This window comes from Actinokineospora sp. NPDC004072, from assembly GCF_053604195.1.
Genome location: NZ_JBSGHB010000003.1, coordinates 245,363 through 266,526, shown reverse-complemented (window position 1 = coordinate 266,526; position 21,164 = coordinate 245,363). Strand labels below are relative to the sequence as shown.

Below are 21,164 nucleotides of genomic sequence, written 5' to 3'. Positions count from 1 at the left end.
CGGTGGGCCGCGCGGGACCTGTTGGGTACTGTTGCCCACGGGCTCGCCGAAGTGAGGAGGATGACCCGTGGGCATCGACTTCAACGAGTTGAAGAAGCAGGCCGAGGGCATCATCGAGCAGCACGGCGAGAAGATCGAGGCGGGCGCCGAGAAGCTCGGCGAGGTCGTCAAGGACAAGTTCGGCCACGACGAGCAGGTCGACAAGGTCGTCGACAAGATCCAGGACATGATTCCCGACAAGCCCCGGCCAGGTAACCAGGCGTGAGTCAAGAACAGATCGCACCGGAGCGGGCGGCCGAGGCCGCCCGCTCCCGCAAGCCCGTCGTGCACACCTGGCAGGGCGCCGACCCCGCGCGCCTGGAGTCGGTGCGCCTGCTCATCGGCGACGCCCGGCTGCGCGCGTACGGCAGGCTCATCGCCGCCGCCGACCCCGAGGTCGGCGCGGAGGCCTACAGCGCCTCCTTCGAGGCGTCGGTGGACAAGATCGACGCCGCGGGCCGGGTGCTGCTGCGCACGACCACCGCCGAGCACGAGCGCCAGCTCTCCATCAGCCGCACCGAGGACGGTGTCTGGCTGGTCGACCACGACGGCACCTCCCAGCGGGCCGACTTCGACGGCTCGGTCACCGTCGACGTGGTCGGCTCGGTCACCTTCACCACGCTGCCGGTGCGCCACCTGGCGCTGCACCGCGAGGCGGGCGAGTTCGAGATCCCGGTCGTGTCGGTGTCGCTGCCCGACCTGTCGGTGTCCGTGGTCCGCCACGCCTACCGCACCGTCGCCATCGACGACGAGGCCGCCACGCTGGAGCTGACCCGCGGGGGCGCGACCTCGCGCATCACCGTCGACCACGACGGCATCGTCCTGGACTTCGCGGGCGTGGCGACCCGGATCTAGGCCAGCTCGAACGGCGTGTAGGCCACGGCGAACGCCGCGCGGGCGTCCACGCCCACCGCGCGCACCTCGATGGAGTGCCTGCCCGGGGGCAGCGCGGTGGTGTCGATGGCGATGCGCCAGGTGCCGCCGATGCCCGGCCCGTCGACCACCGTGGGGATGCCCGCCAGCCGGGTGCGGTCCAGCCGGACCTCGACACCCGCCAGGCCCGCCAGCTCGCCGCCGATCTGCTGCCCGCCGACCGCGTCCAGCGCCACCTCGACCACCAGCCGCCCGCGCGGGGCAAGCCCGCCGGACTCCAGCGGCGTGCCCGCGGCGTTGAGCAGCACCGCGCTCGGGCGGGCCAGCGCGGGCCGGGTGCGGTCCTGCGGGTCGATCCGCAGGGTGGGGGCGGGCGGCACGGCGCCGGGCCGCGGGGTCAGCTCCAGGTGGGCGGCGACGACCCGGGTGGCCGCCCGGCCGGGGTGGGCGGGCCCGTGGACGCGCAGCGGCAGCGTGCGCCCGTCGGCCCGCAGGATCAGCGCGTCGGTGGGCAGGTCGGCGACCACCGGGTAGCGCACCCCGCGCAGCAGCGGTTGACCGGGCACGGCCGGTTTCGCCGGGTACTGCTTGCCGCCGACCTCGACGGCGAAGGCGTCGTCCTTGGGGTCGTCCGGGCCGTTCTGCGGGACCAGGGTGAGCAGCAGCCGCCCGCCGGAGACGCCGTCGACCCGCGCGCCGCCGGAGGGGGTCTGCGGCGACCCGCCGGTCGAGACGACCTGCCCGGGGTCGAGCTGCGGGGACGGGACGAGCGGCGGGGTCACCGTCGGCGCGCCGCGGAAGGCGATGAAGTCGACCGCCGCCCGCACGCCGGTGCGGTCGCCGACGAGGCTGACGATGGCCGTGGCCTCCCGCCAGGCCGGGACGGCGTCGCCCGCGCCGACCACCAGGCCGTCGCGCAGCACGCGCACGCCGTCGGTGTGCAGGACGACCTCCCAGCGCGCGGTCACCCCGATCTCCGGCCGGGGCACGTTCGAGATGCGCGTGGGCACGCCGCGCCGCGGGGTGCCCCGGCCGACGAGCACGTCGACGGCGGTCTGGCCCGCCTCGGCCGCGATGCGGACGCGGACCGCGCCCGGCGGCAGCGCCGCGTCCTCCTGCGCCTTGCCCGGCCCGCCCGGCGGGGCCGAGGCAGGCCCGACCTGGTCGACCTGGCCGGGGACGAGGTCGAAGACCAGCTCGCCCGCCATCCCGGGCTGGTCGGTGTCGACGACGAAGCGGCCCAGCTCGCCGGGGCCCTCGGCCAGCCGCAGCGGGGTGCGGGCGGCCAGGGAGACCGGCTCGCTGCCGCACTGGGCGGCCACGACCAGCCTGCGCGCGTCGTCGCCGCTGCCCGGCCCGGCGCTGCCGCAGCCCGCGACGCTGGTGAACCGCCAGCGCCCGGGGTGCGGGCCGCCCGCGTCGAAGTCGTCGGCGAAGGCCCACCCGGTCTGGTCGTCGGGCTGGGGCATGCCCTGGGTCTTGGCGGCCAGCGACCGCTCGCCGTGCTCGCCGACGCTGCGCACCTCGACGGCGTAGGGCATGCCGTCGGTCAGCCCGTCGAGCTGGACGGCGGGCTGGGCGACCAGCCGGGTCCGCTCGCCCCAGCGCACCTCGTAGCCCACGGCGTCCTCGACCGGCGGCCACCACAGCCGCAGCCGCTGCGGGCCGGGCTCGACCTCGATGCGCTCGGGCTGCACGGGCGCGCCCTGCGGCTCGGGCAGGACGACCCCGTCGCTGGTGTAGGCGGCGACGGTCGTCTGCGGCGGCGGCGCGGGCCGCGGCCCGTCCTCCGCCGCCTCCGGCTCCCGCAGCAGGACCACCGCGGCCCCGATGACCACCAGCGACGCTGCCACCACCGCAACACGACGCCCGCGGCTGGGCGGGGAGGGCTGGTGATCCACCGGGCCAAGGTAAATCCAGGGCGGCCCAGGTCACGGTTTCGTTGCCGACCCGCAACCTGCCGGTGCCGCGCTACTCGCCGTCCGGCAGCTCGGCGTGGGCGTCGGTCCCGGCCAGCCGCACGACGCGGCCGCCAGCGGCGCCCAGGTCGCGCAGGTCGGCCAGGGCGTCGGGGTCGGTGAGCGAGATGGTCACCGGGCTGGTGGGCTGGGCGCGGTGGGCGTCCAGGGCCAGGCGGGCGGTGTGGCCGGTGGTGATGGTGGCCCGCAGGCCGCCGGTGGAGGCCAGCGCCCCGCGCGCGGCGCCCAGGCGGCCGAGCGCGTCGTCCACGGCGTCGAGCAGGGCCGAGCGGTTGCCCTCGCACATGGCCTGCACCAGGTCGGGGCGGGTGGCCGCGACCCGGGTGCCGTCGGTGAAGCTGCCCGCGGCCAGCGCCAGCGCCAGCGGGCCGCCGTCGGCGCCGCAGGCGGCCAGGACGGCGGCGAGCAGGTGCGGCAGGTGCGAGATGCGGGCCACGGCGTCGTCGTGGGCCGCCGCGGTGGCGGGGACGACGTGGGCGCCGCAGGACAGCGCCAGCTCGGCCACCTCCCGCCAGAGCCCCAGGTCCGTCCCGTCGTCGACGGTCACCACCCACGCCGCGCCGCTGAACAGCTCCGCCGAGCCCGCCGCCCAGCCGGACTCGGAGCGGCCCGCCATCGGGTGGCCGCCGACGAACGGGTTCGGGGTGTGCCGCTCGACCAGGACGGCCACCGGGCCCTTGACGCTGGTCACGTCGGTGAGCGGGCAGTGCGGCGCGAGGTCGGCGACCTTCCGCGCGACCGCGTCGATCGCGGGCAGCGGCACCGCGAGCACGATCAGCGCGTTCTCCTCGGCCGCCCGGCGCAGCGCCGCGTCGACCTCCGACACCGCGAAGCCCTCGGCGGCCGCGGCGGCGGCGTCCTCGGCCGAGGCGGTCGCGCCCCACACCCGCCTGCCCGCGGCAGCGGCGGCCCGCAGCAGGGAGCCGCCGATGAGGCCCAACCCGATCACACACACCGCGCGCATAACGGAGGATCTTGCAGCATCGGGAAGGTACCGGCGCGCCCGGGCGTTGACCCCGGTGTGATCCCCGTGCCGCTGTCCGTGCTCGACCTCGCCCCCGTCGCCGCCGGTTCCACCGAGACCACCGCCCTGCGCAACAGCCTTGAGCTGGCCAAGGCGGTCGAGGAGCTGGGCTACCACCGGTTCTGGGTGGCCGAGCACCACAACATGCCGGGCATCGCCAGCTCGGCCCCCGCCGTCCTGCTCGCCCACGTGGCGATGGCCACCACGACGCTGCGCGTCGGCTCGGGCGGGGTGATGCTGCCCAACCACCCGCCGCTGGTCGTCGCCGAGCAGTTCGGGATGCTGGAGGCGCTGCACCCCGGCCGCGTCGACCTGGGCATCGGCCGCGCCCCCGGCACCGACCCGGCGACCGCCCGCGCCCTGCGCCGCACGAGCGGCCCGCTGTCGGCCGACGACTTCCCCGAGCAGCTCGCCGAACTGGTGGGCTACTTCACCGGGACCAACCCGATCACCGCCGTGCCCGCCAAGGGCAACCAGCCCGCCGTGTGGCTGCTGGGCTCCAGCGGCTACAGCGCCCAGGTCGCGGGCCTGCTCGGGCTGCCGTTCGCCTTCGCCCACCACTTCAGCGCCGAGAACACGCTGCCCGCCCTCGCCCTCTACCGCGAGCGGTTCCGCCCGTCGGCGGTGCTGTCCGAGCCGTACGCGATGGTGGCCGCGTCGGTGCTGTGCGCCGACGACGACGCCACCGCCCGCGAGCTGGCCCGGCCCGCCGCGCTCCAGTTCCTCCAGCTGCGCAAGGGCGCCCCCGGCCGGGTGCCGACGCCGGAGGAGACCGCCGCCTACCCCTACACCGACCTGGACCTGGCCTTCATCGAGGACCGCATGTCCACCCAGATCATCGGCGGCCCGGACACCGTGCGCAGGGGCATCGACGAGCTGCTGGCCAGCACCGCCGCGGACGAGCTGATGATCACCACGAACGTCTACGACCACGCCGACCGGCTCCGCAGCTACGAGCTGGTCGCCAAGCTGCGCTAAGACGAAAGGGGACCCCGCGCACCTGCCAGAGCCCACTTATCCTTGCTGCCTTCCGGCCCTGGGGAGGTTCATGGGATGCGCACCGCGCGGGGTCCGTGGTCAGTGTAGCGGGGTCGCCGTCAGGCGTTGCACGTGGCGGTCGGCGTGCCGGGTGTGCCGGACCCGACGAAACCGAACGTGGTCGACGCGCCCTGGCCGAGGCTGCCGTTGTAGCTGACGTTGCGCGCGGTGATCGAGCCGCTGGTCCCGCTGGCGGTCGCGTTCCAGATCTGGGAGATCCGCTCGCCCCCGGTGAAGGTCCAGCTCACCGCCCAGCCGCTGATCGGCTCGGCCGCGGTCACCTGCACCTCGACCTGGAAGCCGCCCGCCCACTGGTTGATGACCCGGTAGGTGGCGGTGCAGCCGTCGCCCGGCGGCGGGCCGTCGGAGGTGGTGGTGGTGGTGGTCGTCGTGGTCGTGGTGGTCGGCACCGTGCTGCCCATGCCCGCGACCGAGCCGTCGTAGGCGGGCTTGCGCTGGTAGTTGGCGTCCCACAGCAGCGCGGCGCCCTGGCCGGGGAAGACGTCGGGGATCCAGGAGAACTTGTCGGTGATGCCCCAGATCGTCACGCCCTTGCACCGGGTGACGGCCCAGCAGGCGGCGAAGGACTTCTGGTAGTCGGCCCGCTGGGTGGCCAGCTTCTGCGCGTCCGCCGGGGTCTGCATGCGGATGTCCAGCTCGGTGATCGCCACGTCGACGCCGAGGTCGGCGAAGCGCTGCAGGTTCTGCCGGAAGTCCGCGGGCACCTGGTTGATGATCAGGTGGGCCTGGAAGCCCACGCCGTCGATCGGCACGCCCTGCTGCTTGAACTGGCGCACCAGGTTGTAGATCGCGGTGCTCTTGGCGTTGATCGCGTCGGTGCTGTAGTCGTTGATGTAGAGCTTGGCGCTGGGGTCGGCGGCCCGGGCGGCGCGGAAGGCGTCGGCGATGTAGGAGTCGCCCAGCTTCTGCTGCCAGAACGACTGGCGGCGGGTGCCGTCGTCGTTGAACGCCTCGTTGACCACGTCCCAGTGCTCGATGCGGCCGCGGTAGCGGGTCATCACGGTGGTGATGTGGTCGACCATCACCTGGCGCAGCTCGGCGGCGGACAGGTTCTGCACCCAGGACGGCGTCTGGCTGTGCCACACCAGCGTGTGGCCGCGGACCATTTGCCCGGTGGCTTCGGCGCGTTCCATGATGCGGTCGGCCTGCGCCCAGTTGTACTGCCCGCGCGAGGGTTGCAGGGATTCCCACTTCATCGCGTTCTCGGCGGTCACCGAATTGAATTCGGAGTCAAGGATCGCGCCGTAGCTGCCGTCGGTGTACCTATTCGGGTCGACGGCGGTCCCGACGTAGCGGCCGGTGGACTCGGCGATGCCGCCCAGGCCGGCGGCCGCGGCACTCGTCCCCGGCGCGGCCAGGGTCAGCAGGGCGGCCGCGGTGGCCGCTGCGGTGGCGATGCCGGTGGCGGCAGCCCAGCGCTTGTCGACGAACTTCCGGAAAGACACAGGTTTCTCCTGTTCCGCACGAACGACATTGTCAGCGGAGCGTGGAGCCGCCCATCGCCCTGGCCGGCTGGTCCCATCCCACAGTTTCGATAATTTCAGCCTGAATTGTCGAAACCAATGGGAATGATAACCGACTGGGAGCGCTTCCGGAAGTTAGCCGCGGTCGAGTTCGGCGGCCTGCTCGGGGGTGGGCGCGGTGCCGCCGAGGTGGGCGGGCAGCCACCAGCGGTCGTCCGGGCCGGACGGCTGGTCGGGGTAGTCGCGCTGGATGGTGTCCAGGAGCCCGGACAGGCGCGTCCGCAGTTCCTCCGTGCGGAGGTCCACGTCGTCATCGGGGCCGACGCGCATGGGCTCGCCCGCCAGGATGGTGATGGGCACGTGCCGCTTGGTCAGCTCGCGCTTGCGGCCCTTGGTCCACAGGCGCTGCGTGCCCCACACGGCCATCGGGATCAGCGGGACGCCCGCCTCCGCGGCCATCCGCGCCGCGCCGGACTTGATGTCCTTGACGGTGAGCGACCGGCTGATCGTCGCCTCCGGGAACACCCCGACGACCTCGCCCGCGCGCAGGGCGCCGACCGCGGCCGCGTAGGACTGCGCCCCCGCGGCGCGGTCGACGGGGATGTGGTGCATGCCGCGCATCAGCGGGCCCGCCACCCGGTTGGCGAAGATCTCCCGCTTCGCCATGAACCGCACCAGCCGCCGCGCGGGCTGCGCGCCGAGGCCGCAGAACAGGAAATCGAGGTAGCTGATGTGGTTGCAGGCGATGACCGCCCCGCCCGACGCCGGGACGTGCTCGGCCCCGCGGACGTCGATCCGCAGGTCAAGGAGGCGGAAAGCGGTCTTCGCGACGAGGACGACGGGCGGGTAGACCAGCTCGGCCACAAGCACTCCACGGTTGTCGGCAAGTGCCCGAACTGTCCATCACCCGCCGCCCCGGCGCAACGTGATGCGCGTCAGCCGATGACGCGGATCTTGTCGGCCTGCGGGCCCTTCGGGCCCTGCACGACGTCGAACTCCACGCGCTGGTTCTCCTCCAAGCTGCGGTACCCGGTCGCCTCAATGGCGGAGAAGTGCGCGAACACATCCGGGCCGTCGTCCTGCTGGATGAAGCCGAAGCCCTTTTCCGCGTTGAACCACTTGACCGTTCCAGTTGCCACGTTCTCTTCCTTCGCTTCGGCAGTGACGCCGCCAACACTATGGGAACACTCTGGCACCGGTTCTCCCGCCGTGCCGGATTCAGCCGCCGGAGTTGCCCTGGGATGATGCGCCCCGCCACCGTGGCGGGGTGGAGCCGACGATCTCGCGCAGCACCGCCGTGGCCGCCGACGCCGCCGCCGTGTGGGCCCTGGTCACCGACCTGCCGGGGATGGGCCGCTTCAGCCCGGAGAACGCAGGTGGCCGCTGGCTCGACCCCGGCGGCCCCGCCGTCGGCGCCCGCTTCCGCGGCACCAACCGCAACGGATCACGCGAGTGGTGGACCCGCGTCCGGGTCGTCGAGTGCGACCCGCCGCGCCGCTTCACCTTCGACGTGCGCACCCCGTTCGGGGTCCGGGTGTCCCGCTGGTCCTACGAGATCACCCCGACCCCGGACGGCTGCGTGCTCACCGAGCACTGGTTCCGCGTCGGCAACTGGTTCATCCGCCGCGTCATGGGCCCCCGCGTCACCGGCCGCACCGACCGCCCCGGCTTCAACGCCGGGTCCATCGAGCACACCCTGGCCGCGGTGAAGGCCCACGCCGAGCTCAGGGCGTGAACGCCGCCACGGCCGCGTCGCGCACCGGGTTGCTGACCGCCCCGACGCCGCCGAGCACGTCGATCACGGCGGTGGCCGGGTCGCCGTCCATGCCGGGCACGCGGCCCGCGGTGCTCCGCAGGAACGCGCGGGTCTCGGCGGGCAGGGCGCCCGCCTGGGTCAGCAGCAGCGGCTCGCCGTACACCGCGAGGGTGGGGGTGCCCGCCAGCGCGTCGGGGAAGTTCATCCCGTCGGCCAGGCCGACGCCCTCGCCGATCAGCTGACCGTCCACGACGTACTCCGCGGCGATCGCTGCGGCCGTGGCGAAGCGGTTGCGGCCGACGTAGCGGGCCGTGAGGTTCGCCGCGCCGAAGGCCCGCGCGGCCGCGGTGTCGGCGGCCCCGCCCGCGGTCGCCAGCTCCCCGCCGCCGAGCTCGGTGCGGCGCTGCCGGACGAACGCCGCCGTCGCCGCGGGCATGGTGGTGTTGTTGGTGAACACCAGCGCCCAGGTCTCCGCGCCGCCGCGGTTGACCGTGGCCGCGAACGTGCCCGCGGCCAGCGCGTCGGGGAAGCCCATCCCGGTGGTGACGAAGAACTTGCTGGTCTTCGGCAGCTCCTGGGCGATGCGCACGGCGGTCTCGAACCGGTTCGCCCCCGCCAGGCGCTTGGTGGTGTAGCCCATCGACCTGGCGGTGCTCTCCACCCCGGCCGACAGCGAGCCGGTGCCGCCGAGCAGGTACACGGTGCCGCCGGGGGCGAGCACGCGCTTCATCTCCGCCTGCACGTCCGGCAGCAGCGCCGTCGGCGAGGTCAGCAGCAGCGGCGCGCCGAGGTGGCCCGCCAGCGGCCCGCCCGCCAGCGCGTCCGGGAAGTCGTCGCCGCGGGCCAGGACCACGGCGTTGGCCCGGAACTCGTCCTTCTCGTCCGCGCCAGCGGGGGACCACGTGCTCAGCGAGACGCAGATGGCCGTGGCGTACCGGTTCGCGCCCGCGTAGCGCAGCGCGACGACGTCACCGCCCTTGCCCGCGACCCGGCAGCTCTCGTCGACCGCGGCGCTCGCGGCGCCCACCGGCCCGCACACGGCCGCGAGGACGGCGGCGGCGGCCGTGGCGCTCGCGGCGAGCCCGCGGAACCGTCGGCTGTGCATGGTTGGTTCGTTCCTCTCAGGGGTTCGTGGCCCGGGGACGACCCCCGGAAAGCGGAACCGCCGGGCGAGTCGCCATCGACTCGCCCGGCGGGTCAAGCGGTCGCGCCGGTCAGGAGAACGCGAGCATGGCCGCGTTCGCGACCGAGTTGGACACCACGCCCGTGCCGCCGAGCACGTCGAGGTACGCCGTGGGCGTCACGTCGCCCGCGTGCGCGGTCAGGAACGACTTGGTCGGGGCGTCGAGCACCGTGGTGCGGGCCAGCAGCAGCGGCTGGGCGTAGTTCATCAGCATGCTGGTGCCCGCCAGGGCGTCGGGGAAGTTCATCCCGTTGGCCAGGCCGACGCCCGCGCCGATCAGCTTGCCCTCGTTGTCGGTGTACCAGGCCTCGGCGATCAGGGCCGCGGTTTCGAACCGGTTGCTGCCGACGTAGGGGTCGACGATGTCGCCGAAGACGGCCCGGGTGGCGGTGTTGGCCGCGCCGCCCGCCGTCAGCAGGCCGACGGTCGGCGTGCCGGAGCCGTCGGGGAACTGGTTGGCCCGCTCGACGATGAAGTCGCGGGTGCTGGTCGGCATCCGGGTGTCGTTGGTGAACAGCAGCACGATCGGCTTGCTCGGGTTCGGGCCGTGCGTGACGCTCTGGGTGTAGTTCGCCGCGAAGCCGCCCGCCGCCAGCGCGTCGGGGAAGTTCATGCCGGTGGTGACGAAGAACAGGTTCGTCGAGCGGATCTCGCGGGCGATGCGGATGGCGGTCTCGAAGCGGTTCGCGCCGCCGAGGCGCACGGTCTTGTAGCCCAGCGAGGTGATGGCCGACTGCACGCCGTTCGACAGCGAGCCGGTGCCGCCCAGCAGGTACACGGTGCCGCCGGGGGCGAGCACGCGCTGGATCTCCGCGCGCACCTCGGGCAGCAGGGTGAACGGGTTGTTCAGCAGCAGCGGGCCGTTGACGTACCCGGCCAGCGGACCGCCCGCGAGGGCGTCCGGGAAGGCGTCGCCGCGGGCCAGCACGACCGCGTTGGCCTTGGGCGCCTCCGGGTCCGGGTCGTTGTGGTCCCACCAGGCGTACTGCGACGAGCAGATCGCGGTGCCGTAGCGGTTCGCGCCGGAGACGCGCGTCATCGTGACGCCCGCGCCTTCGAACCGCGTCCAGCACGGCGCGGCGGCGGCCGCGGCGGTCCGCGTGCCCGCGCGCAGGGCGGCGCGCTTGGCGCTCAGCTCGCGCGCGTAGGCCATGTTCCCGGTGACCTCGGCCTTGCTGAGGTGCTCGGCCCGCAGCGGCGCCTGCTCGGCGGCCGCCGTGCCGGTGGCCAGGCCGCTGAACACCAGCGCTCCGGTCAGGGTGGCGACGCCGAGCGCGAGCGCGCGCGAGCGTCGGGTGAGGGAGATGTGCACGGGATCCTTTCCCCAGGGTTGATTCACAGGCGGCGTCGAGCAGCCCCCGGCTGCTCGTTCCCGAAGCCGGGGACAGTCTGCAAGACCTGATCCCCTGATGCCAGCGGCTTTGACAAATCGGACAGCGGATCAGGGCGAAAAGGAAACCAGCGCGTCCTGGGCGGTGGCCTCGGCGACCACCCCGGGACCGCCGAACACGTCGAGGTGCGCCCGCGGGTCCTCCGCCGGGGTGCTGACCTCGCCGCGGTGGCTGCGCAGGAACACCCGGGTCTGCGGGGCCAGCGAGCCCGCCGCGGTCAGCAGCAGCGGCCGCCCGGTGCGCATCAGCATCCCGGTGCCCGCCAGCGCGTCCGGGAAGGACAGCCCGTTGGCCAGGCCGACCCCGGTGCCGGTCAGCGCGCCGCTGCCGTCGGTGTAGAGCGACTCGGCGATCATGGCCGCGGTCTCGAACCGGTTGGCCCCGACGAACGGGCGCACCTGCCCCGCGCCGAACGCGCCCGCCGTCGCCCGGTCGGCCGCGCCGCCCGCGGTGTAGAGCAGCAGGCTGCCGCCGTGCTCGCGCTGGCGGGTGGCGATGAAGTCGCGCGTGCTGGCGGGCATCCGCGCGTCCTGGGTGAACACCAGCGCGAACGGCTTGCCCGCCGCCCGGGCGGTGTGCCACGCCGCGTAGGTGCCAGCGGCGAGCGCGTCGGGGAAGTCCATGCCGGTGGTGACGAAGAACTGGTTCGTCGTCGGCATCTCCCGCGCGATGCGGATCGCCGTCTCGAACCGGTTGGCCCCCGCGAGCCGCTTGACGGTGTACCCGGCCGCGCTCACCGCCGCCTCCACCCCGGCCGACAGCGACCCGGTGCCGCCGAGCAGGTAGACCGTCCCGCCGGGGGCCAGCACCCGGGTGAGCGCGGCCCGCGTCACCGGCAGCAGCGCGGTCGGGCTGGTGAGCAGGAGCGGCCCGTTGACGTGCCCGGCGAGCGGCCCGCCTGCGAGCGCGTCCGGGAAGGCGTCACCGCGGGCCAGCACCACGGCGCCTGCGCGCTCGGCGTCGACCGCGGTGTCGTCGTGCCGATCCCACGTCCAGTAGGCGACGCACGCCGCGGTCTCGTACCGGTTGGCCCCGGCGTACCGGTGGAGGTCGACGCCGTTCGCGCTCGAACTCGTGCGGCACTGGTGGGTCGCGTCGGGCGGCTCCGCGGCGGCGTGGCCGGGCAGCAGCGCGGCGGCCAGCGCCACCAGCGCGGCAACGGATCGACGCCTGGCGCTCACGTGCACGGACTTCCCTCTCCCAGGTCGTTTCACGGGCGCTCCCACCGCCCCCGCCTGCTCGCGCCCGAGGCAGCGACAGTCTGCACCGCCGCCGCCCGGCTCCGCCAGGCCACCGGCGCCCACCCACCCGTTTCGAGCACCCCACCCCCCGTCCGGTACCCTCTCCCGCGGAGGATTCGCATAGTGGCCTAGTGCGCACGATTGGAAATCGTGTTGGGGTTGATAGCCCCTCGCGGGTTCAAATCCCGCATCCTCCGCGCACCGGGAGCGCCGGTCACCAGATCACGGTGACCGGCGCTCCCGCGTTCCTGGACTCAGTGCACGGGCCACCGATAGCGGTTCGACTCCACCTCCCGGCCGTCGATGGTCACGACAACCCACACGACGTGGTCGTGCGGCCCGAGCACGAACCGGTCGAACTCCTCCGTCCCGTCGGCATCGATGGTGAGGGTGGCTCCCGAGTTGAACGGGCTGTCCCAGTCGGACGAGTGGGGCACGACCTCGAACTCGGCGTGCGGCCGGAACCCCCACATGCGGATCCGCATGGCGTAGCAGCGATCGCACTCGTCCACGGGATCACCGCGCGACACCTGCACGACCCCTCGGTCGCCCACGGGCTGGTGCGCGAGTGCCACCACGGCTGCAAGCGGACCAGCCCCGCATGCGCGGGGACGACCCGGCGAAGGTGTTCGACGAGGACGCCGAGGTGGGACCAGCCCCGCATGCGCGGGGACGACCAAGGCTGCGGCGGTGGCGTCGTGACGGGCGGGGGACCAGCCCCGCATGCGCGGGGACGACCCGGTCACCTGCACATCGACAATCGGCACGTCCGGACCAGCCCCGCATGCGCGGGGACGACGTGCCGGATGACAGACACCGTCCCACCACCTCGGGACCAGCCCCGCATGCGCGGGGACGACGACGGGCTGATCGCCCGCAGCCCCGCCGTCACCGGACCAGCCCCGCATGCGCGGGGACGACGGCGGATGGGTGGACCTCGGGGCGCTGACCGGGGGACCAGCCCCGCATGCGCGGGGACGACGCCACCCTCGGCGCGGTGACGCTGGCGGTCGCGGGACCAGCCCCGCATGCGCGGGGACGACGGCACCGGCGACGCCGCCGGGCTGCTCGACCAGGGACCAGCCCCGCATGCGCGGGGGACGACGTCGAGCCGGTGGCGTACGGGCGCGCGGAGGCGGGACCAGCCCCGCATGCGCGGGGACGACTCGAATCGCCGCCAAGCGTGCGGCGCCCGCGGGACCAGCCCCGCATGCGCGGGGACGACGACGAGAATGGGGCGGGCGGCATGGACGTGCTGGGACCAGCCCCGCATGCGCGGGGACGACTTGCGGCCGGTGCGGCCGGTGCGCCCGGCCGGGGGACCAGCCCCGCATGCGCGGGGACGACGTGACGGAAGCGACCAGGACCGTTCCATCACCGGGACCAGCCCCGCATGCGCGGGGACGACCGGCACGAGTTCGTCACCGCCCGGGACGACGAGGGACCAGCCCCGCATGCGCGGGGACGACTCGGGGACGGGCCGCCGCCCGCGCGGTGGCTCGGGACCAGCCCCGCATGCGCGGGGACGACACTGCCTGACCTGCAGCGTTACCGCCACAGCCCGCCATTCTCATTCACTTCCCCAACTCAGCACAGCCGCGAGCTGGCTTGAGCCGTCCCACATCTTCCCGCCATGAACCACCGGTCACCTCCCCGGCGTCCCCGCTACCCCGCCACCCGCGGACGAACGGGAAGGAGGTCCGCGTGGTCGGCTGCCGCTTGGCCCGCACCCCACCCCGACGGGCTGGACACGGTGCTGCGGCGGGTGCGGACCCCCGGGAACAGGCTGGCGAAGGTGTCCTCGACGACCTCCCGGCGCCGGGCCAGCACAGGTAGGGCGCGGGCGTCGGTCACCGTCGCGGTGGCGAGGTCCAGTCGGGTTCGGATTCGGTGGGCGTAGCCGGATAGGAAGGCGTTGCGGTAGGCGCGGGTGCGGCCGGGGGCGGCGGAGAGGGCTCGGGTGGCCTGGATGCCCAGGGACTCCGAGAGGACCGCGACGATCTCCAGGTCGGTCTCGTGGCCGACCAGCACCACGCAGCCGAGCCGCGGGTAGAACACCGAGCGGCAGCGGTTGGCCTCCGCCACGGCGTCGACCAGTTGGGCCTTCGCCGTCACGTACGGCCGGGTCAGCCAGATGCGGCCCGCGGCGGCGCGCTGCGGGCGGGGGTCGGTGGCGGCTTCGGCGAAGGCGTGCCGGGCCATCAGCTCCTGGGCCTTGGCCGAGAGGGCCTCGGCCTCCTGCGGGAAGGCCGTGGACTCGGCCTTGGCCAGCAGCGCCTTCACCCGGGCCAGCACGCGCGCGTCGACCCCGCCGTCGGCGACGGCGCCGGGCTGGCCGGGCGGGGGCAGCAGGGCGGGCAGCGCGGGCAGGCCCGCGAACTCGGCGAGCACGTCGACCAGCCGGTCCAGCGCGTCGGCCAGGGGGAGGCCCGCGCGCTCGGCCCACTGGGGCAGGTGCGGTTCGCCGCGGCGCCACCACACGGTGGCCGCCGCGCGCGACTCCGCGGCCCAGCGCGGGTGCAGGTGGGCGGCCGGGTGCCGGGCGGTGTCGGCGGCGACCGCGTCCAGCGCGAGGTCGGCGAGGTGGCGCGGGACGGCGGCGGCGACGTCGGCTGGCGTCCAGCCGCGCTCCCACAGCTCGGCCAGGGACTTGGTCAGCGCGGCGGCCGCGGCCGCGCCGACGACGGCCGGGCCGAGGTCGGCGAGCTCGCGCACACCTGCCGCCCCGCCGCGGGCCCTGACCTGGGCGGACCCGATGAGCCGGGCGGCGACCACGGCCGCCGAGACTCGATCATGTGTTCGCATGCGGCCATCATGCCGCTTCGGGCCGACACTATCGACCACCTGTTCGAACGACACCGCCCGCCGCCCCCCGATCGGGGGACGGCGGGCGGGTGGACCGCTGCTAGTCCTCTTCGGCCGCGTGGTCCGGCGTGCCCGGGTTCGGGTCGCGGGACAGGTCGATCAGCGGGTGCACCTCGGCGCCCTCGGGGGCGCGGTGCTTGCCCGGGCGGTCGTCGTCGGACACGTTCTTCCTCCACACACTCCAGCGGGCTCCCCCGAGCCCGATCAGCGGGGAGGCTACCGCCGGTGCTCCCGCACCCACCCCTCGATTCCCCCAGCCGTGATCGGGAGTGCGGCGGAGATCACCTCGTGGCCGTCCGCGGTGACCACCAGGTCGTCCTCGATGCGCACGCCGATGCCGCGCAGCTCCGGCGGCACGGTCAGGTCGTTGGGGTGGAAGTACAGGCCCGGCTCGACCGTCAGCGCCATGCCCGGCTCCAGCTTGCCCTCGTGGTAGGCCTCCGCGCGCGACGCGGCGCAGTCGTGCACGTCCAGACCCAGGTAGTGGCCGACGCCGCAGACGATGTAGCGGCGGTGGTGCTGCCCGTCGGGGTCCAGCGCCTTCTCCACCGACGCCGGGAGCAGGCCCCAGTCGTGCAGGCCCTCGGCGAGCACGCGCATGGCGGTGTGGTGGAAGGCCCGGTAGTCGGCGCCGGGGCGGACCTCGGCCATCGCCTTGACGTGCGCGTCGTGCACCAGGTCGTACACCTGGCGCTGGGCGGGGGAGAACTCGCCGCCGACCGGGAAGGTGCGGGTGACATCGGCGGTGTAGAGGGTGTCCAGCTCGACGCCCGCGTCCAGCAGCAGCAGGCCGTCCTCGGGGACCGGGCCGTCGCAGCGCGTCCAGTGCAGCACGGGGGCGTGCGGGCCCGCGGCGACGATGGAGGCGTAGCCGGGGCCGTTGCCCGCGGTGCGGGCGCGCCGGTCGAAGGTGCCCTGCAACCACCGCTCGCCGCCGCCGCGCACCGCGGTGTCCAGCTCGCGGGCGACGTCGGCGAAGCCGAGCACGGTGGCGTCGACGGCGGCCTTGAGCTGGCCGATCTCCCAGTCGTCCTTGATCCGGCGCAGCTCGGCCAGGGTGGTGCGCAGCTCGGGGCTGTGCGCGTCGACGTGGGCGTCGAGCAGCGGGTCGACGCCCTTGGCGGCCAGCACCCCGGGCAGCCTGCCGCGCAGCGACCGGGCCAGGCCCTCCAGCGGCAGGCAGACCAGGCCGAGCGCGGCCGACCACTCGGCCAAGCCGGGCGCCGCCCCGATCCACAGCTCGCCGTCGCGGGCGTTGGCGAAGAAGTCGGGCTCGTCCGGCCCGGCGGGCTCGCGCAGGTGCAGCACGGCGTCGTGGCCGTCGCCGACCGGGTGCATGACGAGGATCGCGCCCTCGGCGTAGCAACCGGTCAGCCACGCGAAGTCGCTGTCGGCCCGGAACAGGTAGTCGGTGTCGTTGGACCGCACCGGAGCCCGGCCCGCCGCCACGGCGATCCGCTTCCCGGGGAACGCCTGCGACAGCCGCTCCCGGTGCGCCGCCGCAGCCGCCGCGGCTCCCTCGACCGCCCGCACACCCCGATCAGCAGGGCCCCAGTCGTCCCGCACGAAGTCCCGGAAACCCTGCGCTGCCACCAAATTCGACGGATCCCGTCGAGCCGGGCGGTCGCTCATGCCCACTCCTCACCTGGTCGGATGCCCCCCAGCGTAGGTGGCCGCCCCGCGCCCTTACCCCACTGGGCGCGGTCCCGCTCGGGTTTGCCCGAAGTTGACCAACCCGGATGACTTCGCGCCTCCGGCGCCCGGCTCGCGCCCCTTCCTGACCGACCGAACCGTCCAGGGAGGACCCGATGCCGACCGCGCTGCCCACGTACGAGCCTCGCCCGCTGCCCAGCCCGCCCGCGCGCGCCCGCCACCCCCGCACCAGCGCCCCCACCCCGCTGCCGCCCACCAGCCTCCCCGGCCACCGCCACCTGACCCGCCTGCTCACCGCCCTGGTCGAGGCCATGGCGGGCCGCCGCAGCCCCAACCAGCTGGCCCCGCACCTGACCTACCCGACCCAAACCGCCCTGCGCGTCCTCCCCCGCCAACCCCCGACCCTCCGACTCCGCTCCGTCCACACCTGCCAACTCGACCCCACGACGGTCGAGATCGCGGCCACGCTGATCGCAGGCCGCCGCGCCAAGGCCCTCGCCGCCCGCCTGGAGCACACCGGCCGCACGTGGCAGTTCACGGCCCTGCACGTGATCGGCGGGTGACGGATGCCACTACCGGTTCCGCGACCAGTGCAGCGCCAGCCAGTCCCGATGCCGCGGCTCGACCGCGACCTTGATCGACTGGTCGTGGAGGGCGCCGTAGGCGGGGTAGGCCCGCACGTCCGGGCTGACGTTGATGACGAGCCGCGTGGGGTCGACGGCGATGTGGCCGACGTCGAACAGGTCGTGCAGGTCGCTGCGCATGAGCCAGCCGCCGTGCGGGTCGTGCTTGCCGCTCTTGGCGTAGGAGTACAGGTGGGCCGCTTGCAGGGCCTCCAGCGGCCCGGGTCCGGTGAAGGCGCACATGTTGCCGAAGCGGTCGATCAAGGACCGCCGAAACTCGGCCTGCCCGAGCCGCACCCGCGCGATGCGGGTCGTGTGCCCGTCGACCCAGCGTCCGAGCGCGGCCTCGAAGGGCGTGGCCCGCGGGTGGCCGAGCGCCGCCCAGAACCGCGCGAGATCAATCCTCCTGATGCTGTGCTGCGACTTCGGCCGATCGCTCAGCACCCGCAGCTCATCCCCGCTAAGCCGCCCGGCGAGCTCCATCCACCCGGCCTGGTACTGCGCCCGGTAGGTCGTCACCGCTTCGACGCGGGTCGCGGGATGGTCGAATTTGGCGCCGCACGGGTCGCAGCGGAACCGCGGCTGTTCTTTCCGGCGCAGCTTGATGCGGCCCTTCCCGCACTCCGGGCACTTGTTGATCGCCTTGTCGGTGCGGCCTTGGTGAATCGCGTCGATGATCGACGTGCCGATGAGGGCCTTGCCGTCCCAGAGGACCACGCCGTCGCCGGGCTGGGGTCCTTGGCTGTTGGGGACGGTGCTGTCCCAGCTGTAGTGGGACGAGGGCGCGTCGTCGTAGCCACCACCGCGCACGCGCCGGTCGCTGGCGGCCGCCAGGACTGCGTCGGTAATGAGCGCACCATCGGCTCTACCTATCACAAGCGGAACGCGAGAACCCCGATCACCCGTTTCCAGGCGACCGGCGTCCGCACGCGGTGGCCGGTGACGGCCCGAGCTGAGACCCCAACACCCTTGCAGCGCTGGCGCGGCTCCGGCTGTCCAAGTCGTCCCGCGGCGGCGAAAGTGAATGAGAAACGCGGAGTCCAGCGGTAGAGTCGCAGGTCAGGAAGTGTCGTCCCCGCGCACGCGGGGCTGGTCCCCCGGTGGCGCAGGGGACGTCGCCGTAGTCGAAGGTCGTCCCCGCGCACGCGGGGCTGGTCCGTTTGGTGAGATGCCAGCCGCCGCAGGTGCGGCGTCGTCCCCGCGCACGCGGGGCTGGTCCTCGAGTCAAGCCGCTGGATGGGTGACCGGGCCAGTCGTCCCCGCGCACGCGGGGCTGGTCCCCAAGGCATAAAGGGCGAGCAGGCTGGCACGACGTCGTCCCCGCGCGCGCGGGGTTGGTCCTAACGAAGAACGCCGGTTGCCTGGGGAAGGCAACCGGCGTTCTCGGCTTGCAGAGCGGTGGCGGTGGGATTTGAACCCACGGACGGGGGTTGCCCGTCACGCGCTTTCGAGGCGCGCTCCTTCGGCCGCTCGGACACGCCACCGCCGATGAGGGTACCGAACGGTGGGGTGCGGGCCGATGGCGGGGCCTAGCGCTTGAAGCGGTCCTTCATGTCCTGGACGGCGCCAGCGGCGCGGTCGCGCAGGTCGTGGCCTGCTTCCTTGGCCTCGCCCTTGGTCTGGTCGGCCTTGCCGGAGGTCTCCAGGTCGTGGTTGTCGGTGGCCTGGCCCAGCTTCTCCTTGGCCTGCCCCACCAGCTGCTCGGCCTTGTCCTTGGCCTTGTCGAACATGCTCATGCGAAACACTCCCTTCCCTCGGGTAGGGGGTGTCCACCAAATGGCCCAAGACCACCTGATTGTGATTCACATCACATCGAAGAAGTCCATCAGCAGCGCCGCGCACTCCTCGGCCAGGACGCCGCCCTCGACCTCGGGGCGGTGGGTCAGCCTGCGGTCGCGCACGACGTCCCACAGCGAGCAGACCGCGCCCGTCTTCGGCTCCCACGCGCCGAACACCACGCGCGCCACCCGGGCCATGACCAGCGCGCCTGCGCACATCGTGCACGGCTCGACCGTCACCGCCAGGGTGCAGCCGGTCAGCCGCCACCCGTCGCCGTGGACGGCGGCGGCGGCGCGCAGGGCCAGGATCTCGGCGTGGGCGGTCGGGTCGCCGGTGGCCTCGCGGGCGTTGCACGCCGAGGCCAGCACCCGGCCGTCCGCGTCGACCACCACCGCGCCGATCGGGACGTCGCCGGTCAGCTCGGCCTTCCTGGCAGCGTCGATGGCCAGGCGGACCAGCTCGGCGGACTTCACTGCAGGATGGTGTCGAGGTGCTTGGCGAACTCGTCGGCGAAGCCGAGCCGCTGGGCGACCATCTGCAGCTGCTCGTCCGGGTAGAGGTCGACCTCGTCCACGATGACCTGCAGCTCGGCGGCGGGCAGCCCCAGGTCGGCCAGCAGGTCCAGCGACCCCTCCGGCCACACGTCGTCGACGTCGTCGGGCGGCTCGACGCGCAGCAGGTCCAGCGTGTCGGCGGCGATGTCGTAGTCCAGCGCGGCCGCGGCGTCGGAGAGCAGCAGGGCCACCCCGCCCGGGCTCGGCCGCAGCACGATGAAGAACTCGTCGTCCACCGCGAGCAGCCCGAACACCGCGCCGGTGGACCGGATGCTGCGCAGTTCGGTGATCGCCGCGTCCAGCGAGCGCAGGGCGGCGTCGTCCATCGCCGCGCAGCGCCACCGCCCCTCCTCGCGGATGACGGCCACCCCGAACCCCGACACCTGCTCGGCCATGAGGCACACGGTATTCCGCCCGGGGATTCGGTGCCAGTATCGGGGAATGACCACACCGCTGACGGATGATCCCAGGTTCACCGGCCTGCGCGAAGCCGCCCACGCCCTGCAGCCGCGCACCGTGGCCCTGCGCAGGCTGCTGCACCGCCACCCCGAGCAGGGCCTGGCCCTGCCCCGCACCCAACAGGCCGTCCTCGACGCCCTCGACGGCCTCGACCTGAAGATCACCACCGGCGAGTCGCTCGGCTCGGTCGTCGCCGTGCTCGACGGCGGCAGGCCGGGGCCCGCCGTGCTGCTGCGCGGGGACATGGACGCGCTCCCGCTGCAGGAGGACACCGGGCTGCCGTTCGCCTCCGAAGTGGACGGCTCGATGCACGCCTGCGGGCACGACACCCACACCGCGATGCTGGCCTCGGCCGCGCGGCTGCTGCACGAGCGCCGGTCGGAGCTGGCCGGGCAGGTCGTGTTCATGTTCCAGCCCGGCGAGGAGGGCTACCACGGCGCCAAGCACATGCTCGACGAAGGCGTGCTCGACGCCGCGGACGCGCCGGTGGAGAAGGCGCTCGCGCTGCACATCACGGCCAAGGAGGAGTCCGGCGTGCTGCGCTGCCGCCGCGGCCCGCTGATGGCCAGCGCCAACATGTTCACGATCACCGTCACCGGCCGCGGCGGCCACGCATCGATGCCGTCGGACGCCTGCGACCCGGTGCCCGCGGCCGCGGCGATCGTCGGCGCGCTGCAGACCGTCGTGACCCGGCGGATCAGCGTGTTCGAGCCCGCGGTGCTCACCATCGCCAGCATCGTGGCGGGCACCACGACCAACATCATCCCGGAGACCGCCCAGCTCAAGGGCACCCTGCGCACCCTGTCCGAGCAGACGCGCAAGATCATGCTGGACGAGATCCCGAAGGTCTGCGAGCACATCGCCGCCGCCCACAGCTGCACGGTGTCGTTCGACTTCGAGCCGGGCTACCCGGTGACGGTCAACGACGACGGCGTCGCCGACCGCGTCCTCGACCTGGCCGCCGCGGTGCTCGGCCCGAAGAACTCCTCGCGGATGCCCGACCCGATCATGGGCGCGGAGGACTGGTCCTACGTGCTGGAGCGCGTGCCCGGGGCGATGGCCTTCCTCGGCGGCTGCCCGCCGGAGACCAGCGTCGCCGACGCCCAGCCCAACCACTCCAACCGGGTGGTGTTCGACGAGGCGGCGATGCCGAACGGGGTCGCGGCGTACGCGGCGTTCGCCCTCGACGCGCTGCGGTAGCCGGCGGGGGCGTCGGTGGGCCC

At 73.9% G+C, this 21,164-nt stretch carries 22 protein-coding genes, 2 tRNA genes, 1 other RNA gene and 2 CRISPR repeat arrays; of the genes, 7 read left to right on the top strand and 18 right to left on the bottom strand.

Annotation, left to right across the window (positions count from 1 at the left end; genetic code table 11):
- The first annotated feature begins 67 nt into the window (after positions 1–67).
- A complete protein-coding gene (locus ACWEPX_RS06085) occupies positions 68–265 on the top strand; it encodes an Rv0909 family putative TA system antitoxin (protein ID WP_451895984.1) in 198 nt (65 codons plus the stop codon).
- Positions 262–894 carry a putative glycolipid-binding domain-containing protein gene (locus ACWEPX_RS06080; RefSeq protein ID WP_451895983.1) on the top strand — a complete coding sequence of 211 codons (633 nt, stop codon included), beginning with the start codon at positions 262–264 and terminating at the stop codon, positions 892–894. Before ACWEPX_RS06085 ends, ACWEPX_RS06080 begins: the two co-directional genes overlap by 4 nt.
- Here ACWEPX_RS06080 and ACWEPX_RS06075 read toward each other — a convergent pair.
- The gene (locus ACWEPX_RS06075) at positions 891–2,765 is read right to left on the bottom strand and encodes a fibronectin type III domain-containing protein (RefSeq protein ID WP_451895982.1); all 1,875 of its coding nucleotides are present in this window, start codon (positions 2,763–2,765) and stop codon (positions 891–893) included. The genes ACWEPX_RS06080 and ACWEPX_RS06075 overlap by 4 nt on opposite strands.
- Before the next feature lie 118 nt (positions 2,766–2,883).
- Positions 2,884–3,855, bottom strand: a complete 972-nt coding sequence (locus ACWEPX_RS06070; protein WP_451895981.1) for a prephenate dehydrogenase — start codon at positions 3,853–3,855, stop codon at positions 2,884–2,886.
- A gap of 66 nt (positions 3,856–3,921) precedes the next feature.
- Between ACWEPX_RS06070 and ACWEPX_RS06065 the strand changes: the two genes are divergently transcribed.
- A complete protein-coding gene (locus ACWEPX_RS06065) occupies positions 3,922–4,893 on the top strand; it encodes an LLM class flavin-dependent oxidoreductase (protein WP_451895980.1) in 972 nt (323 codons plus the stop codon).
- A gap of 3 nt (positions 4,894–4,896) precedes the next feature.
- On the opposite strand, the gene ffs is transcribed toward ACWEPX_RS06065, so the two are convergent.
- The 4 genes from ffs to ACWEPX_RS06045 all read right to left on the bottom strand — a co-directional run bounded on the left by ffs (position 4,897) and on the right by ACWEPX_RS06045 (position 7,576).
- Positions 4,897–4,991: signal recognition particle sRNA small type (ffs, locus tag ACWEPX_RS06060), an RNA gene on the bottom strand.
- 21 nt (positions 4,992–5,012) lie between these two features.
- Complete coding sequence (locus ACWEPX_RS06055; protein ID WP_451895979.1) at positions 5,013–6,419, bottom strand: endo-1,4-beta-xylanase; 1,407 nt, start codon at positions 6,417–6,419, stop codon at positions 5,013–5,015.
- Positions 6,420–6,572: 153 nt separating this feature from the next.
- Positions 6,573–7,301 (bottom strand): lysophospholipid acyltransferase family protein, encoded by a 729-nt coding sequence (locus tag ACWEPX_RS06050; protein ID WP_451895978.1) that lies wholly within the window; start codon positions 7,299–7,301, stop codon positions 6,573–6,575.
- A gap of 71 nt (positions 7,302–7,372) precedes the next feature.
- Entirely contained in the window at positions 7,373–7,576 is a 204-nt protein-coding gene (locus ACWEPX_RS06045; protein ID WP_451895977.1) for a cold-shock protein, read from the bottom strand.
- A 128-nt stretch (positions 7,577–7,704) separates the two neighbouring features.
- Here ACWEPX_RS06045 and ACWEPX_RS06040 point away from each other — a divergent pair, with 128 nt between their 5' ends.
- Complete coding sequence (locus ACWEPX_RS06040; protein ID WP_451895976.1) at positions 7,705–8,172, top strand: SRPBCC family protein; 468 nt, start codon at positions 7,705–7,707, stop codon at positions 8,170–8,172.
- Here the strand turns inward: ACWEPX_RS06040 and ACWEPX_RS06035 are convergent.
- From ACWEPX_RS06035 to ACWEPX_RS06025, 3 genes are all read right to left on the bottom strand, one after another.
- Complete coding sequence (locus tag ACWEPX_RS06035) at positions 8,162–9,298, bottom strand: cell wall-binding repeat-containing protein (RefSeq protein WP_451895975.1); 1,137 nt, start codon at positions 9,296–9,298, stop codon at positions 8,162–8,164. The two genes, ACWEPX_RS06040 and ACWEPX_RS06035, sit on opposite strands and share 11 nt — an antisense overlap.
- Positions 9,299–9,407: 109 nt before the next feature.
- Complete coding sequence (locus ACWEPX_RS06030; RefSeq protein WP_451895974.1) at positions 9,408–10,688, bottom strand: cell wall-binding repeat-containing protein; 1,281 nt, start codon at positions 10,686–10,688, stop codon at positions 9,408–9,410.
- A 129-nt stretch (positions 10,689–10,817) separates the two neighbouring features.
- Positions 10,818–11,948: a cell wall-binding repeat-containing protein gene (locus tag ACWEPX_RS06025; RefSeq protein ID WP_451895973.1), complete on the bottom strand. Its 1,131-nt coding sequence runs from the start codon at positions 11,946–11,948 to the stop codon at positions 10,818–10,820.
- 169 nt (positions 11,949–12,117) lie between these two features.
- Between ACWEPX_RS06025 and ACWEPX_RS06020 the strand changes: the two genes are divergently transcribed.
- Positions 12,118–12,205: transfer RNA gene (locus ACWEPX_RS06020), tRNA-Ser, on the top strand.
- A 57-nt stretch (positions 12,206–12,262) separates the two neighbouring features.
- Here ACWEPX_RS06020 and ACWEPX_RS06015 read toward each other — a convergent pair.
- The 4 genes from ACWEPX_RS06015 to ACWEPX_RS06000 form a co-directional block, all read right to left on the bottom strand.
- Complete coding sequence (locus tag ACWEPX_RS06015; protein WP_451895972.1) at positions 12,263–12,520, bottom strand: hypothetical protein; 258 nt, start codon at positions 12,518–12,520, stop codon at positions 12,263–12,265.
- 75 nt (positions 12,521–12,595) lie between these two features.
- Positions 12,596–13,538: direct repeats of the CRISPR family, unit length 29 nt; unit sequence GGGACCAGCCCCGCATGCGCGGGGACGAC.
- Between the two features lie 135 nt (positions 13,539–13,673).
- On the bottom strand, positions 13,674–14,813 hold the full coding sequence (locus ACWEPX_RS06010; RefSeq protein ID WP_451895971.1) for a DUF2786 domain-containing protein: 1,140 nt from the start codon (positions 14,811–14,813) through the stop codon (positions 13,674–13,676).
- 100 nt (positions 14,814–14,913) lie between these two features.
- Positions 14,914–15,036, bottom strand: coding sequence for a hypothetical protein (locus ACWEPX_RS06005; protein WP_451895970.1), 123 nt, complete (start codon positions 15,034–15,036; stop codon positions 14,914–14,916).
- A 53-nt stretch (positions 15,037–15,089) separates the two neighbouring features.
- Positions 15,090–16,505, bottom strand: a complete 1,416-nt coding sequence (locus tag ACWEPX_RS06000) for an aminopeptidase P family protein (protein WP_451895969.1) — start codon at positions 16,503–16,505, stop codon at positions 15,090–15,092.
- Between the two features lie 176 nt (positions 16,506–16,681).
- On the opposite strand from ACWEPX_RS06000, the gene ACWEPX_RS05995 reads away from it, so the two are divergent.
- Positions 16,682–17,089, top strand: coding sequence for an Rv3235 family protein (locus tag ACWEPX_RS05995; protein ID WP_451895968.1), 408 nt, complete (start codon positions 16,682–16,684; stop codon positions 17,087–17,089).
- A gap of 9 nt (positions 17,090–17,098) precedes the next feature.
- Here ACWEPX_RS05995 and ACWEPX_RS05990 read toward each other — a convergent pair whose 3' ends face one another.
- From ACWEPX_RS05990 to ACWEPX_RS05970, 5 genes are all read right to left on the bottom strand, one after another.
- Positions 17,099–17,959, bottom strand: coding sequence for an HNH endonuclease (locus ACWEPX_RS05990; protein ID WP_451895967.1), 861 nt, complete (start codon positions 17,957–17,959; stop codon positions 17,099–17,101).
- A 258-nt stretch (positions 17,960–18,217) separates the two neighbouring features.
- Positions 18,218–18,490: a CRISPR direct-repeat array (repeat unit 28 nt; unit sequence GTCGTCCCCGCGCACGCGGGGCTGGTCC).
- Positions 18,491–18,545: 55 nt separating this feature from the next.
- A tRNA-Ser gene (locus ACWEPX_RS05985) sits at positions 18,546–18,633 on the bottom strand.
- A gap of 45 nt (positions 18,634–18,678) precedes the next feature.
- Positions 18,679–18,885: a CsbD family protein gene (locus tag ACWEPX_RS05980; RefSeq protein WP_451895966.1), complete on the bottom strand. Its 207-nt coding sequence runs from the start codon at positions 18,883–18,885 to the stop codon at positions 18,679–18,681.
- Between the two features lie 66 nt (positions 18,886–18,951).
- Positions 18,952–19,401, bottom strand: a complete 450-nt coding sequence (locus tag ACWEPX_RS05975) for a nucleoside deaminase (RefSeq protein ID WP_451895965.1) — start codon at positions 19,399–19,401, stop codon at positions 18,952–18,954.
- Positions 19,398–19,877 (bottom strand): tRNA adenosine deaminase-associated protein, encoded by a 480-nt coding sequence (locus tag ACWEPX_RS05970; protein ID WP_451895964.1) that lies wholly within the window; start codon positions 19,875–19,877, stop codon positions 19,398–19,400. Before ACWEPX_RS05970 ends, ACWEPX_RS05975 begins: the two co-directional genes overlap by 4 nt.
- 46 nt (positions 19,878–19,923) lie before the next feature.
- On the opposite strand from ACWEPX_RS05970, the gene ACWEPX_RS05965 reads away from it, so the two are divergent.
- Positions 19,924–21,141: a M20 metallopeptidase family protein gene (locus tag ACWEPX_RS05965; RefSeq protein ID WP_451895963.1), complete on the top strand. Its 1,218-nt coding sequence runs from the start codon at positions 19,924–19,926 to the stop codon at positions 21,139–21,141.
- Positions 21,142–21,164: the final 23 nt, after the last annotated feature.

Excerpts from the sequence above, each read along its gene's own strand:
- ACWEPX_RS06070 (WP_451895981.1), bottom strand. The coding sequence starts at position 3,855 with ATGCGCGCGGTGTGTGTGATCGGGTTGGGCCTCATCGGCGGCTCCCTG.
- ACWEPX_RS06035 (WP_451895975.1), bottom strand. The coding sequence starts at position 9,298 with ATGCACAGCCGACGGTTCCGCGGGCTCGCCGCGAGCGCCACGGCCGCC.
- ACWEPX_RS06010 (WP_451895971.1), bottom strand. The coding sequence starts at position 14,813 with ATGCGAACACATGATCGAGTCTCGGCGGCCGTGGTCGCCGCCCGGCTC.
- ACWEPX_RS06000 (WP_451895969.1), bottom strand. The coding sequence starts at position 16,505 with ATGAGCGACCGCCCGGCTCGACGGGATCCGTCGAATTTGGTGGCAGCG.
- ACWEPX_RS05995 (WP_451895968.1), top strand. The coding sequence starts at position 16,682 with ATGCCGACCGCGCTGCCCACGTACGAGCCTCGCCCGCTGCCCAGCCCG.
- ACWEPX_RS05980 (WP_451895966.1), bottom strand. The coding sequence starts at position 18,885 with ATGAGCATGTTCGACAAGGCCAAGGACAAGGCCGAGCAGCTGGTGGGG.
- ACWEPX_RS05970 (WP_451895964.1), bottom strand. The coding sequence starts at position 19,877 with ATGGCCGAGCAGGTGTCGGGGTTCGGGGTGGCCGTCATCCGCGAGGAG.
- ACWEPX_RS05965 (WP_451895963.1), top strand. The coding sequence starts at position 19,924 with ATGACCACACCGCTGACGGATGATCCCAGGTTCACCGGCCTGCGCGAA.